The organism is Stappia albiluteola, from assembly GCF_014050225.1.
GTDB lineage: Bacteria > Pseudomonadota > Alphaproteobacteria > Rhizobiales > Stappiaceae > Hongsoonwoonella > Hongsoonwoonella albiluteola.
In genome coordinates this window covers 640,317-653,824 of the sequence record NZ_JACFXV010000043.1, presented here as the reverse complement: position 1 = coordinate 653,824, position 13,508 = coordinate 640,317, and the positions used below count along the sequence as shown (strand labels likewise).

The 13,508-nt window shown below is 63.6% G+C and carries 10 protein-coding genes; 7 read left to right on the top strand and 3 right to left on the bottom strand.

The window, feature by feature from the left end; translation table 11 throughout:
* Positions 1–300, top strand: a 300-nt coding sequence (locus H2509_RS07315) for a DUF1214 domain-containing protein (protein WP_182163749.1), incomplete at its 5' end; no start/stop codon positions are given.
* A 171-nt stretch (positions 301–471) separates the two neighbouring features.
* On the opposite strand, the gene H2509_RS07310 is transcribed toward H2509_RS07315, so the two are convergent.
* Complete coding sequence (locus H2509_RS07310; protein WP_182163747.1) at positions 472–4,167, bottom strand: vitamin B12-dependent ribonucleotide reductase; 3,696 nt, start codon at positions 4,165–4,167, stop codon at positions 472–474.
* 901 nt (positions 4,168–5,068) lie between these two features.
* On the opposite strand from H2509_RS07310, the gene H2509_RS07305 reads away from it, so the two are divergent.
* The gene (locus H2509_RS07305) at positions 5,069–5,719 is read left to right on the top strand and encodes a response regulator (RefSeq protein ID WP_182163745.1); all 651 of its coding nucleotides are present in this window, start codon (positions 5,069–5,071) and stop codon (positions 5,717–5,719) included.
* 136 nt (positions 5,720–5,855) lie between these two features.
* Positions 5,856–6,242, top strand: a complete 387-nt coding sequence (locus H2509_RS07300; RefSeq protein ID WP_182163743.1) for an NADH:ubiquinone oxidoreductase subunit NDUFA12 — start codon at positions 5,856–5,858, stop codon at positions 6,240–6,242.
* A gap of 69 nt (positions 6,243–6,311) precedes the next feature.
* Here H2509_RS07300 and H2509_RS21175 read toward each other — a convergent pair whose 3' ends face one another.
* Both H2509_RS21175 and H2509_RS07290 read right to left on the bottom strand, forming a co-directional pair.
* Positions 6,312–7,490, bottom strand: a complete 1,179-nt coding sequence (locus H2509_RS21175) for a PAS domain-containing protein (protein WP_182163741.1) — start codon at positions 7,488–7,490, stop codon at positions 6,312–6,314.
* Positions 7,491–7,594: 104 nt separating this feature from the next.
* Positions 7,595–8,251 carry an alpha/beta hydrolase gene (locus H2509_RS07290; protein WP_182163739.1) on the bottom strand — a complete coding sequence of 219 codons (657 nt, stop codon included), beginning with the start codon at positions 8,249–8,251 and terminating at the stop codon, positions 7,595–7,597.
* Positions 8,252–8,616: 365 nt separating this feature from the next.
* Between H2509_RS07290 and H2509_RS07285 the strand changes: the two genes are divergently transcribed.
* From H2509_RS07285 to sufD, 4 genes are all read left to right on the top strand, one after another.
* Positions 8,617–9,798 carry a cysteine desulfurase family protein gene (locus H2509_RS07285; protein ID WP_182163737.1) on the top strand — a complete coding sequence of 394 codons (1,182 nt, stop codon included), beginning with the start codon at positions 8,617–8,619 and terminating at the stop codon, positions 9,796–9,798.
* Between the two features lie 103 nt (positions 9,799–9,901).
* Entirely contained in the window at positions 9,902–11,374 is a 1,473-nt protein-coding gene (gene sufB / locus H2509_RS07280) for a Fe-S cluster assembly protein SufB (protein ID WP_182163735.1), read from the top strand.
* A gap of 48 nt (positions 11,375–11,422) precedes the next feature.
* Positions 11,423–12,181 (top strand): Fe-S cluster assembly ATPase SufC, encoded by a 759-nt coding sequence (sufC, locus tag H2509_RS07275; protein ID WP_182163733.1) that lies wholly within the window; start codon positions 11,423–11,425, stop codon positions 12,179–12,181.
* Between the two features lie 14 nt (positions 12,182–12,195).
* A complete protein-coding gene (gene sufD / locus H2509_RS07270) occupies positions 12,196–13,506 on the top strand; it encodes a Fe-S cluster assembly protein SufD (protein WP_182163731.1) in 1,311 nt (436 codons plus the stop codon).
* The last annotated feature ends 2 nt before the right edge of the window (positions 13,507–13,508 follow it).

Below are 13,508 nucleotides of genomic sequence, written 5' to 3'. Positions count from 1 at the left end.
CCGGCGGCGGCGTTCTGGTCCTTCACGCTCTATGACAATCAGACGCGCTCGATGCTGGTGACACCGCAAAAGTACCCGCGTGCCGGCAGCCAAAGCTATCCGTCACCTGCTGCCGAAGCTGCGGAGGACGGGACGACGACAGTCTGGTTCGCGCCGGAGCAGCCCGAAGGCGTAGCGCGCGGCAACTGGATCCAGACCGATCCGCAAAAGGGCTGGGTCACCATCCTGCGGCTCTACAGTCCGCTTGCGTCGTTCTTCGACAAGTCCTGGCGGCCAAGCGAGATCGAAGTGGTCGAATAGCGCGGGCGGCGGATGCCCGCGATGGTCTCGATCGCAGCCGTTCGCTCCATTTTTCAACGAATGGCTGCTCTCCGCCGGAAGCGCCTGTCGCCTTCCTCGGCAAGACAAAACCCGCCCGATCGTCTTCGATCGGGCGGGTTTTCTAATTGACGTCGAACCGTCCAACCCCGGTCAGCTGCAGCCGCTGGTCGAGCCGCAGGTGTCGCACTTCAGGCAGGTGCCGTTGCGCACCATGGTGAAGTTGCCGCATTCCGGGCAGCTTTCGCCTTCGTAGCCCTTCATCCGTGCCTGGGCGACCTTCTGGGCGATGCTGGGCGCCGGGGCCTCCGACGTGCCGACCGGGATCTCCGGCTCGGCCTCCGCTGCCGCGTCGCGGCGGAAGGCGGTGGCGACCGCCGCCGTCTGCGCCCGTGCGCCGCCGCCGCTGCGGGCCGAAGGCGCGGAGGAGAGGGAGCCGGCCGGCTCGTTCGGCTTGCTCACGAGGCGGAAGCGCTCGGTCTGGCCGCGCACCAGGCCGTGCGAGACGACCGGATGGTGCGGATCGTCGGCGCGGCCTTCGTTCGCTCCGCTGGAGAGCACCGTGTTGCCGATCGCCTCCGGCGGCACATGCGCCAGGTCGTTGCGGCCGAGATAGGACACGGCCAGTTCGCGGAAGATGTAGTCGAGGATCGAGGTCGCGCTCTTGATCGCCTCGTTGCCCTGCACCATGCCCGCCGGCTCGAAGCGGGTGAAGGTGAAGGCGTCGACATATTCCTCCAGCGGCACGCCGTATTGCAGGCCGAGCGAGATGGCGATGGCGAAGTTGTTCATCAGCGAGCGGAAGGCGGCCCCTTCCTTGTGCATGTCGATGAAGATCTCGCCGAGGCGGCCGTCGCCGTATTCGCCGGTGGTCAGGTAGACCTTGTGGCCGCCGACGCGCGCCTTCTGGGTATAGCCCTTGCGCCGGTCGGGCATCTTTTCGCGCGAGCGCACGGCGCGCTCCACGATGCGTTCGACGATGCGCTCGGCGATCACCTCGGCCCGCGCGGCCTGCGGCTGGGCGACGAGCGCTTCCACCGCATCCTCCTCGTCGTCCTCGGCGTCCGCCAGCAGCTGCGAGTTCAGCGGCTGCGAGAGCTTGGAGCCGTCGCGATAGAGCGCGTTGGCCTTCAGCGCCAGCCGCCAGGACAGCATGTAGGCTTCCTTGCACTCCTCGACGGTGGCGTTGTTCGGCATGTTGATCGTCTTGGAGATCGCACCGGAGATGAAGGGCTGGGCCGCAGCCATCATGCGGATGTGGCTTTCCACCGAAAGGTAGCGCTTGCCGATGCGTCCGCAGGGGTTGGCGCAGTCGAACACAGGATAGTGCTCGAACTTCAGGTGCGGTGCGCCTTCCAGCGTCATCGCGCCGCAGACGTGGGTGTTGGCCGCCTCGACCTCGCCCTTCGTGAAGCCGAGGAAGGAGAGGAGGTCGAACTCCGGATCGTTCAGCTTGTCCGCCGGCACGGCGAGCGACTTGACCAGGAAGTCGTCGCCGAGCGTCCAGCGGTTGAAGACGAACTTGATGTCGAAGGCCGACTTCAGCGACGCCGCGAGCTTCGCCAGCGCCTCGTCGGTGAAGCCGCGTGCCCGCAGAGAGCCAGGATTGATGCCCGGCGCCTGGTCGATCGAGCCGTGGCCGACCGCATAGGCCTCGATCTCGGCGATCTCGCTTTCCTTGTAGCCGAGCGCCCGCAGCGCTTCCGGCACCGCGCGGTTGATGATCTTGAAGTAGCCGCCGCCGGCCAGCTTCTTGAACTTCACCAGCGCGAAGTCCGGCTCGATGCCCGTGGTGTCGCAATCCATCACCAGGCCGATCGTGCCGGTCGGCGCGATCACCGTCGACTGGGCGTTGCGGTAGCCGTGCTTTTCGCCAAGCTCCAGTGCGCGGTCCCAGGCAATCTTCGCCCGTTCCACCAGCACCGGATCGGGGCAGGAGGCATGGTCGAGCGGCACCGGGTTGGTGCTCAGGCCCTCGTAGCCCTGTTCCTCGCCATAGGCGGCGCGGCGATGGTTGCGCATCACGCGCAGCATGTGCTTGGCGTTCTTCTTGTAGCCGGGGAAGGCGCCGAGCTCGCCGGCAAGCTCCGCCGAGGTCGCATAGGCGACGCCCGTCATGATCGCGGTGATGGCGCCGCAGAGCGCGCGGCCTTCGTCGCTGTCATAGGAGATGCCGGAGGTCATCAGCAGGCCGCCGATATTGGCGTAGCCCAGGCCAAGCGTGCGGAACTCGTAGGAAAGCTGCGCGATCTCCTTGGAGGGGAACTGCGCCATCAGCACCGAGACTTCCAGCACGATTGTCCACAGCCTGACCGCATGCTCGAAGGACGCATGATCGAACGAGCGGTCCTCGCGGCGGAACTGCAGCAGGTTCAGCGAGGCGAGATTGCAGGCAGTGTCGTCCAGGAACATGTATTCCGAGCACGGATTGGACGCGCGGATCTCGCCGGAGGCCGGGCAGGTGTGCCAGTCGTTGATCGTGGTGTGGTACTGGATGCCGGGATCGGCGGAAGCCCAGGCCGCATAGCCGATCTGCTCCCAAAGCTCCTTCGCCTTGACGGTCTTCATCACCTTGCCGTCGCGGCGCGCCGTCAGATCCCAGGTGTCGTCGTCGATCACCGCCTTCAGGAAGCCGTCGGTGACACGTACCGAGTTGTTGGAGTTCTGGCCTGCGACAGTCAGATACGCCTCGGAGTCCCAGTCGGTATTGTAGGTCGGGAACTCGATCCCCGTGTAGCCCTGACGGGCGAACTGGATGACGCGGTAGATGTAGTTCTCCGGCACCATCATCTTCTTGGCGGCGCGGATCTCGCGCTTCAGGGCCGGGTTCTTGGCCGGGTCGTAGCAGTCGTCGCCGGGGCCGTCGCAGTTGACGCAGGCCTTCATGATGGCGGTCAGGTGCTTCTGGCAGATCTTGGAGCCGGTCACCAGCGCGGCAACCTTCTGCTCCTCCTTGACCTTCCAGTTGATGTAGTCCTCGATGTCGGGATGGTCGATGTCGACCACGACCATCTTGGCCGCGCGCCGCGTCGTGCCGCCCGACTTGATGGCGCCGGCCGCGCGGTCGCCGATCTTCAGGAAGCTCATCAGGCCGGAGGACTTCCCGCCGCCCGAAAGCTTCTCTCCCTCGGAGCGCAGGCGGGAGAAGTTGGAGCCGGTGCCCGAGCCGTATTTGAACAGCCGCGCCTCGCGCACCCACAGGTCCATGATGCCGTTCTCGTTGACGAGATCGTCCTCGACCGACTGGATGAAGCAGGCATGCGGCTGCGGGTGCTCGTAGGCGGTGGCCGAGCGGGTCAGCTTGCCGGTCTTGAAGTCGACGTAGAAGTGGCCCTGGCTCGGGCCGTCGATGCCATAGGCCCAGTGCAGGCCGGTGTTGAACCACTGCGGCGAATTCGGCGCCACCTTCTGCGTGGCGAGCATGTAGCGCAGTTCGTCATAGAAGGTCTGCGCATCGGCTTCCGTGTCGAAATAGCCGCCCTTCCAGCCCCAGTAGGTCCAGGTGCCGGCCAGCCGGTCGAAGACCTGCCGGGCATCGATCTCGGAACCGTGGCGATCCTTTTCCGGCAGCTTGGCCAGCGCCTTGGTGTCGGCTTCCTTGCGCCACAGCCAGGAGGGGACGGTGTTTTCCTCCACCGCCTTCAGGCGGGCCGGCACTCCGGCCTTGCGGAAATACTTCTGGGCCAGGATGTCGGCGGCAACCTGGGAAAACTGCGCCGGTACCTGGATGTCGGCCAGCTGGAACACGATCGAGCCGTCCGGATTGCGGATCTCGCTCGTGGTCGTCCGGAATTCGATCTCGGCGTAGGGAGACTGGCCTTCCTTGGTATAGCGCCGCTCGATCCGCATCTCACTGCCCCTTCTTCGTGTTCCCGCATCCTGCAAGGAGCGGTGTGTTGGCGTTTCACGCAGCGCCCGGAAGCTGGAATTCGCCCCGCTCGCTGTTTCGGATCAACGCCGCCCTGTCATCCGCCGGTTGAAGCCCGGCTTAAAGCGCGAAGTGGCCAATTAATACTAAATATAGCATCAAAAGCCCCCGAAGTCACGATATGCTGTGTTCCCGCAACGGATCCCGCACGAAAAAGGGTGCAAGGATCGCTGTGACAGGCTGGAGCCGGCCAATGCCGGTCTCCCCGGAAAATGCGTCCGGGAAACGGCTGGCCAGGGGCCGCAAGAAACCGTCGGCGGAATCGCACGGGACGCCGCCTGGTCAGGGTCTTGCACATGAAACTGGAAACCCGGGTTTCCCCGGGCAGGAATTTTGCCCCGCCCCAGAACGCCAGGATCGGGTTTTGGTGCCCGACCCGGAAACCCTCGACCGTCAGAACCCACCTGGAATTCTGCCGGTCAGGACGCATCCCGCGACTGGATTCAAGGTAATGTGAATCGTTCGTGACGGTCAAGCGTCTCGAGCAACCTGTTGTGGGTCTTTTTGTGACCTGCCCAATATCTAGTGTGTCGATGTGGATAATGAGGATTGTGCGGGGAACGGGAGAGAAATGATTTCCCTAAGGTAATAGGGCAACCCCGCCCGCCTTCGGGGGACGTCCAGGCCGCCAATTGCCGCCGCTTTTCCCGGGGGAATAGGGTCCGTCGACAGGCCGCCGGACAGTTCGTCCCGGCGAGTTTGATGAAATTTCGATGAAAATTGCTGTCGTTAGGTGAACCGGTGCGAAAGCCACGTATGGTTGATTGATCTTCGGCCAGGGGGATTGCCTGCCTGGGTCTTGCGCCGGGAGCGGGCATCCGAATGACGAAACACTATGCTTTCGGCCGGGTCATCGAGGATCTCGATATTGCCGTCGTCGATGATTCCAAGCCGATGCAGGCAATCCTGCGCTCCACCTTGCTGAGTTTCCGTGTCCGCCGCGTGCGTACGTTCGATGGCGTGGAGGAGGCGATCGAGGCCATGCGCATCGATCCGCCGAATCTGATTCTCACCGACTGGCACATGAAGCCTGTAAGCGGCTACCAGCTTCTCTGCCGCCTGCGTCACCGCAAGATGGCGCCGCTTTGTTACCTGCCCATCCTGTTCGTTACCGCACACGGCACACGCACGCTGGTGGACAAGGTTCTGCGGGCAGGCGCCCAGAATGTCCTGGTCAAGCCGATTTCTCCGTCCATCCTTTTCGACCGCCTGCAATGGACCCTGCGCGACGGCCGCGACCTGGAGCTTGGCCCGGGCGAGCGTTTCCGCATCGCCGGCGTTGCCGAGCGCCTCGACGAGAAGGCGCGCAAGTGGAAGGCCTTCGGCGAACACTGGGCGAAGGTCGAGGCGGAACGCGGCAAGCTCGCCGGCAAGGTCGCCGCGCGCGAAGCCAAGCGCCTGCCCAAGCCGGTCGAAACGCAGCCGGAGCCCGCCCGGAAGGACCAGTTCGCGGCTGTGCGCGTGAAACAGTGAGCGGGGCAGGCAGCCGCCCGGCCGTATTTTCTTGCCATCTTCATTTCCACGGCACTGGACAGGCAGGCGGTCGCGCGGCATAGTCGCGCCGAATTTTCGGCCGGGAATTCGGCTCAAGACAGGAGCGCCCTGCGCGATGAACAGCCTCTTCGTTCAGTTCTTTACCTGGTGGAACAGCGCGACCTGGGGAACGCGGTTCTTCACCTGGCGCAAGGGCGAGTACGTTGGCGCCGACCAGTTCGGCAACAAGTACTACCGCGAGCGGGGCGGCAAGAAGCGCTGGGTCATCTACAATGGCCTGGCGGAAGCTTCGACCATCCCGCCCGGCTGGCATGGCTGGATGCATCACCGCGTCGACACGCCGCCGGTTGACGAGAATTATGCGCCGCGCGAATGGCAGAAGGATCACAAGCCCAACCTGACCGGCACTGCCGCCGCCTATCGGCCGCAGGGCTCCATCCTGACCGAGGATCAGCGGCCCAAGGTTTCCGGCGACTACCAGGCCTGGACGCCGGGCAACTGATCGCGGCGCGGCATTCGCAATCGTCGGTATTTGCCGGGTGACGGTGCGGCTATCCTGGCGGCGAGGCCGTCATCCGAAGCGGAATTCCGCGAGCCGGGCGAAGAAGCCGCGTGCTTTTTCATTGGCCGGTTCGTCGGATTTCAGCTTCGCGGGCAGGAATTCGAGCACCACCCGTCTCGCTGCCGGATCGCCCTGGAAACATGTGCGGATGCGGTAGTGACGCTTCAGGCCGTGATGCGTGTCTATCTGCCACACGCGGCCCAGATCCCAGCCGATCGTATCCAGCACTCTGACGAGGTCATGGATATCCTCCTCGCTCATCAGCCTGTCGCTGAGGCGCTCCTTGCCGACTTGCTCCAGCGATAGTCCGAGTTCCCCCTTGCCGGTCTTGTTTGCGTAGATGATCCGGCGACTGTTGAGGTCCGCGACAAGGATGGGGGTCGGTATGGAGTCCAGCAACTCGACGGCTTCGATACCCTGATTGGCTTTTATGCTTTCGCCCAGGAAGGCGACGCCGCCGAAGGGTTTGTCCAACGCGAATGCGTGGATCTGGAACTCCATGTCGATCGTCTTGCCGCTGCTCAAAAGGAAGTGTGCGGTGCCGGGCGCGACCGTGCCACCCGACAAGACGGTCGTGAATTTGGCGGACAAGGTTTTTCCCAGGTGGTTCGGGATTGTGCGGACATCGCGGCCGATCAGCTGCCGCGCGTCGGCGATGCCGAATGTGCGCAAGAAGGCCTTGTTTGCGGATTTGATAACCCCGTTACGATCGACAATCAGCGCAGCTTTCTGCAGCGATGACAGCAGGGACCCCATGACCTGCTGCAGGCCGATGAGATAGGCATATTTGGCGGGATCCTGCGTGCAATCGCGCATCAGCCCGACGACGAGCGGGGGCTGACGGCTGGCGGTCCTGCTGCCGACGATTTCATAGACGCTTGGGCCGCTCTCGGTGTTGACTTTCACCTTGGCGGGATTGGACAAGCCATTTTCCAGCGCCTCCGTGAGCACCCGCAGCAATTTCAGCCTGTCGGGCTCGTCGTAGCGCAGCAATGCCTTTTTTACGTCAATCTTGAGGACGCGGTAGCCGAGAGGGCTGTCCGCGTCCCTTTGTTGCCAGGAAAGTTCCTCGCTGAGCGGGTCGTATGCCCAGCAATAAGCGCCCACGGCATCGAGCAACGCAAAGGCTTCCTTGTTCGGAGCATGGTTGCGGATGATCCGGTAGGCAGCGTTGACGCCTATCACCACAGGTGGAGTGCCCTTTCGCTATTGTGTTTTTGTCTCCGAATAGCAAGGGCGATTTTCACACCTAGAAGTTAAGATGACGTAAGGTTGTAGGTGCGTATTGTTCCTTACGCTGCGTCGGTTTTGATGCCGAGTCGGCGGTCAAGATAGTTGCCGCAAATGCCGATCAGCTCTTCGGTATGGTTCTCGAAAAAGTGGTTGGCGCCAGGGATCGTCTGCTGTTCGATGACGATGCCCTTTTGCGTCTTCAGCTTGTCGACCAGCGTCTGCACGTCCTTGCCAGGTACAACCTTGTCGGTGTCGCCATGGACGATCAGGCCGGAAGACGGGCAGGGGGCCAGGAACGAGAAATCGTGCAGGTTGGCCGGGGGGGCGACGGAAATGAAGCCCTCCACCTCGGGCCGGCGCATCAGCAGTTGCATGCCGATCCAGGCGCCGAAGGAAAAGCCGGCGATCCAGCAGGCGCGGGCATCGGGATGCACCGTCTGCACCCAGTCGAGCGCCGCCGCCGCGTCCGACAATTCGCCCTGGCCGTGATCGAAGGAGCCCTGGCTTCTGCCGACGCCGCGGAAGTTGAAGCGCAGCACGGCGAAGCCCCGCTTCGCGAACATGTAATAGAGCTGATAGACGATCTGGTTGTTCATCGTCCCGCCGAATTGCGGGTGCAGATGCAGCACCAGCGCGATCGGCGCAGTACGGCTCTTCGCCGGGTGGAACCGGCCCTCGATGCGTCCGGCCGGGCCGTTGAAGATCACCTCAGGCATTTGTGTGGCCTGTCCTTTTGTTATTTGGGCAAGAATGGCGGCTGAAAACCGCCTGGTCGGCATAAGGGAATCTGCTTAAGTCACCTTGACTCGACCGGCCCTTGTTTCTAGAACCTAGTTTAGAATCGTTCGAAACTCGAACGGCGGCGGGCAGCGGTGTTTCTGATGAATGCGATTTCATGAGGCCCACCCGCGCCTTGGCGCCCACCTTATCCCCATCTCGATGGGGAATTGCAAGAAAAGCGTGATTGCCGCCTTTGGCAAGAAGAACGGCGGGAAGGCGCGGCTCTGCAAAGTCGCCCGATAATATCGGCGATTTCGACGTTTTGGACATTCGTAGGAACCCTTGGCAGGCAGGACGCTTCGTGAACGAAAGACGGCGCCATATCTACCTCGATTACAATGCCAGCGCGCCGCTGCGTGCCGAGGCATACGAGGCCGTGTGCGCCGCGCTTGCCGAGGTTGGCAACGCCTCTTCCGTGCACGGGCCGGGCAGGCGGGCGCACGGGCGTATCGAGACGGCGCGCGAGCAGGTCGCCAGTCTGGTTGGCGCCAGGCCGAAGAACGTGATCTTCACCAGCGGCGGCACGGAAGCGAATGTCACGGCGCTGACGCCGCGCTGGCTCAAGGGCGGCAAGCCTCATGCGCTCACGCGGGCCTTCGTGTCGGCGATCGAGCATCCGTCCGTGCTGGCCGGCGGCTGCTTTCCGGCGGACCTGGTCGAGCAGTTGCCGACGAAGGCCGATGGTATGGTCGATGTCGAAACCCTGCTGGCGCGCGTGAAGGCGGAGCTTGACGCGGGCGGGCGTCCGCTCGTCGCGGTGATGGCCGCCAACAGCGAGACGGGCGTCATTCAGCCGGTCGCGGAGATCGGCGCCGCTCTTGCCGGCACGGATGCCGTTTTCCATGTGGATGCCGTGCAGGCCGCCGGTCGCTTGGACGTCGATATTGCCGCGTGGCAGGCCGACAGCCTGTCCTTGTCGGCGCACAAGATTGGCGGGCCGCAAGGCGTCGGCGCGCTTGTGCTCGGTCATGGCGATTTTCGCCCCGCCCCCCTGCTGACGGGTGGGGCGCAGGAAGATCGCCGCCGGGCGGGGACCGAAAATGTCGCCGGTATTGCCGGATTTGGCGCTGCGGCCGAGGTCGCGCTTCGCGAGTGCGAAAAATTCACCGCCCTTGGCGGCGAAATGGCTTTTCTCGTGGCGGGATTGCGCCTTATATGGCCGGATACGGTTGTTTTCGGCGAGAGTGCCGCGCGGCTGCCGAACACCTGCTCCTTTGCCGTTCCAGGCATAGCGGCCGAGACGGCGCTGATCGCGCTGGATCTCGAAGGGGTTGCCGTTTCCTCCGGCCATGCCTGCTCGTCGGGCAAGGTGTCCGCCTCCCATGTGCTGAAGGCCATGGGCGTGGAGGAGGAACTCGCGCGCGGGGCGCTTCGCGTCAGCAGCGGATGGGGCACGACGCGTGCCGATATTGAAGGATTTCTCGCCGCATGGCGGAAAGTTTCCGGGCGCTTGCGTCCGGTTGGAGCCGGTGAAGCTGCATGAAAGGCACTCGCCGGATTGAGTAACGGGCGCGGGAAGCGTATGGTCCCGCGCGATCATAGTGCGACACCCGCGGTCCTTGAAACCGCAGTGGATGGAGACACGCATGCCTGCAGTCCAGGAGACGATCGACCGCGTCCGGTCGATTGACGTCGATCAGTACAAGTATGGCTTCGTCACCGAGATTGAATCGGAAAAGGCGCCCAAGGGCCTGAACGAAGACATCGTCCGTTTCATTTCCGCCAAGAAGGGTGAGCCGGAGTGGATGCTGGAGTGGCGCCTTGACGCCTACCGGCGCTGGCGCACCATGGACGAGCCGACCTGGGCGCGCGTCTCCTACCCGAAGATCGATTTCGAGGATCTCTACTACTACTCCGCGCCGAAGACGGCCGAGGGGCCGAAGAGCCTCGACGAGGTCGACCCCGAACTGCTGGCGACCTACGAGAAGCTCGGTATCCCGCTGCGCGAGCAGGAGATCCTGGCCGGTGTGGCGCCGCAGAACCGCGTCGCCGTCGACGCGGTCTTCGACAGCGTGTCCGTGGTCACCACCTTCAAGGAAGAGCTGAAGAAGGCCGGCGTCATCTTCTGCTCGATCTCCGAGGCGCTGCGCGAATATCCCGATCTCGTGCGCAAGTATCTGGGCTCCGTTGTGCCGGTCAGCGACAACTTCTACGCCACGCTGAACTCGGCGGTCTTCTCGGACGGCTCCTTCGTCTACGTGCCGGAAGGCGTTCGCTGCCCGATGGAGCTTTCGACCTATTTCCGCATCAACGACCAGCAGACCGGTCAGTTCGAGCGCACGCTGATCATCGCCGACAAGGGCGCCTATGTCAGCTACCTGGAAGGCTGCACCGCGCCGCAGCGCGACGAGAACCAGCTTCACGCCGCCGTGGTCGAACTGATCGCGCTCGACGATGCCGAGATCAAGTATTCCACCGTCCAGAACTGGTATCCGGGCGACAAGGAAGGCAAGGGCGGCATCTATAATTTCGTCACCAAGCGTGGCGATTGCCGCGGCCGCAATTCCAAGATCTCCTGGACCCAGGTCGAGACCGGATCGGCGATCACCTGGAAATACCCGTCCTGCATCCTGCGCGGCGACAACTCGCGCGGCGAGTTCTATTCGATCGCCGTCTCCAACGGCTACCAGCAAGTCGACAGCGGCACCAAGATGATCCATCTCGGCAAGAACACGTCGAGCCGCATCATCTCCAAGGGCATTTCCGCTGGCAAGTCGCAGAACACCTATCGCGGCCTCGTGTCGGCCCACCGCAAGGCGTCGAACGCGCGTAACTTTACTCAGTGCGATTCCCTGCTCATCGGCCAGGACTGCGGCGCCCATACGGTGCCCTATATCGAGGCCAAGAATTCGACCGCCGTCTTCGAGCACGAGGCGACCACGTCGAAGATTTCCGACGACCAGATGTTCTACTGCCAGCAGCGCGGGCTTTCCGATGAAGAGGCAGTGGCGCTCATCGTCAACGGGTTCGTCAAGGACGTCATCCAGCAATTGCCGATGGAATTCGCCGTCGAGGCCCAGAAGCTGATCAGCATTTCGCTGGAAGGCTCGGTCGGCTGACCGATTGCCGTCATCCATGCTGGATTAAAGAGATACGGAAGAAACTTCATGCTTGAGATCAAGAACCTGCACGCCCGCATCGCCGAAGACGAGACGGAAATCCTGCGCGGCATCGACCTGACGGTGAAGCCGGGCGAAGTTCACGCCATCATGGGGCCGAACGGCTCCGGCAAGTCGACCCTGTCCTACATCCTCGCCGGCAAGGAGGATTACGAGATCACCGAGGGCGACATCCTGTTCAACGGCGAGAGCCTGCTGGACATGGAAGCCGACGAACGCGCCGCCGCGGGCCTGTTTCTGGCCTTCCAGTACCCGATCGAAATCCCGGGCGTGGCGACCATGACCTTCCTGAAGACGGCGCTCAACGCCCAGCGCAAGGCGCGCGGCGAGGGCGAGCTTTCGACGCCGGAATTCATGAAGCGCGTCAAGGACAAGGCGGCCGAGCTCAACATCACCATGGACATGCTGAAGCGCCCGCTGAACGTCGGCTTTTCCGGCGGCGAGAAGAAGCGGTCCGAGATCCTGCAGATGTCCCTGCTGGAGCCGAAGCTCTGCGTCCTCGACGAGACGGATTCCGGCCTCGATATCGACGCGTTGCGCATCGTCGCCGACGGCGTCAATCGGCTGCGCTCGCCCGATCGGGCCATGGTGGTGATCACCCACTATCAGCGCCTGCTCGACCATATCGTGCCGGACGTCGTGCACGTGCTGTCGCGTGGCCGCATCGTCAAGACGGGCGGCAAGGAACTGGCGCTGGAGCTGGAGAAGAACGGCTATGCCGACTATGTCGGCGAACAGGCGGCGTGAACGGGAGAGTTCAGATGAATATCGAAACGCGCGCCCTGAAGACGCGCGCCGAAACCGATCTGGCGTCCCAGTACGAAGCGTTGCGGGCTTCCGCTGGCGCCTCGGTTGCGCTGCGCGACAAGGCCTTCGCTTTGTTCGAGGCGAAGGGCCTGCCGCATCGCCGGGTCGAGGAGTACAAATATTCCGACTTGCGCGCTCATCTTAAGAGCGCTGCCGCGCCGGCTGCCGTTGCCTCGCTTGAGCAAAGCACGGCATCGCTTGCTGCAGCCGAGGCTTTCGCCGGCGTCGATCGCTTCCGCGTGGTGCTCGACAATGGCCGTCTGGTCGCCGGTCTCTCCGATCTCGAAGCCCTCGCTCGCGAGGGCGTCGGCGTGACGGACGTTGCCCTGCTGCTTGAAGACGAAGCCCGGGCGCGTGGCGTCCTGTCTGCCCCCGCACTGGCCTGCGACGATGTTTCGGTCGCGCTCAACACCGCCTTCCTGCAGGGTGGCGTGGCGATTGCCGTTGGCGAGGGGGCGTCCGTCTCGAAACCCGTCGAGATCGTGCACCTGGCGAGCGGCGAGGGTGCGCGTTACAGCCGAGTCGAGGTTTCGCTCGGCACGGGCGCGAAATTCACGCTGATCGAAAGCTTTGCTCCGACCGCTTCCTCCGGCGAGGTCAACGCGGTATCGAACTACATGGTCGGCGACGAGGCCGAACTCACGACCGCCCGTCTGGTCGCCGGCGGCGACACCCATGTGTCGTCGATCTTCCTGACGCTCGGCACGTCCTCCAGGGTGAAGACGCTCGGCTTCAACGTCGGCACCGGTTTTGCCCGCACCCAATCCTTCGTCAGCTTCACCGGCGAGCATGCCGATGCCGATCTGCTCGGCATCACCATGTTGCGCGGGAAGGGGCATGGCGACCAGACGCTGGTGGTCGACCACGCGGTTCCCCATTGCAACAGCCGGGAGCTCTTCAAGGCGGTTGTCGACGGGCAGGCGGAAGCTGTCTTCCAGGGCAAGATCATCGTGCGTCCGCATGCGCAGAAAACGGATGGCCGCATGATGACCCAGGCGCTGCTCCTGTCGGAGGAGGCGTCGATGGCCAACAAGCCGGAGCTCGAGATCTTCGCCGACGACGTGCAATGCGCCCACGGCGCCACGAGCGGCCAGATCGACGAGGACCTGCTGTTCTATCTGCGCGCTCGCGGCATCCCGGAAACCGAGGCTCGCGCGCTGCTGGTGCTCGCCTTTCTCGCCGAGGCCGTCGAGGAACTGGGTGACGAGGCGATTGTCGCTGCTCTTGAGGAGCGCGTTCGCGGCTGGCTTTCCGTGGAGGCGTGACG

What these genes read in the sequence shown, in the direction of transcription:
- H2509_RS07310 (WP_182163747.1), bottom strand. Translation starts at nt 4,167, where the DNA reads ATGCGGATCGAGCGGCGCTATACCAAGGAAGGCCAGTCTCCCTACGCC.
- sufD (WP_182163731.1), top strand. Translation starts at nt 12,196, where the DNA reads ATGAATATCGAAACGCGCGCCCTGAAGACGCGCGCCGAAACCGATCTG.
- H2509_RS07290 (WP_182163739.1), bottom strand. Translation starts at nt 8,251, where the DNA reads ATGCCTGAGGTGATCTTCAACGGCCCGGCCGGACGCATCGAGGGCCGG.
- H2509_RS07305 (WP_182163745.1), top strand. Translation starts at nt 5,069, where the DNA reads ATGACGAAACACTATGCTTTCGGCCGGGTCATCGAGGATCTCGATATT.
- H2509_RS07300 (WP_182163743.1), top strand. Translation starts at nt 5,856, where the DNA reads ATGAACAGCCTCTTCGTTCAGTTCTTTACCTGGTGGAACAGCGCGACC.
- sufC (WP_182163733.1), top strand. Translation starts at nt 11,423, where the DNA reads ATGCTTGAGATCAAGAACCTGCACGCCCGCATCGCCGAAGACGAGACG.
- sufB (WP_182163735.1), top strand. Translation starts at nt 9,902, where the DNA reads ATGCCTGCAGTCCAGGAGACGATCGACCGCGTCCGGTCGATTGACGTC.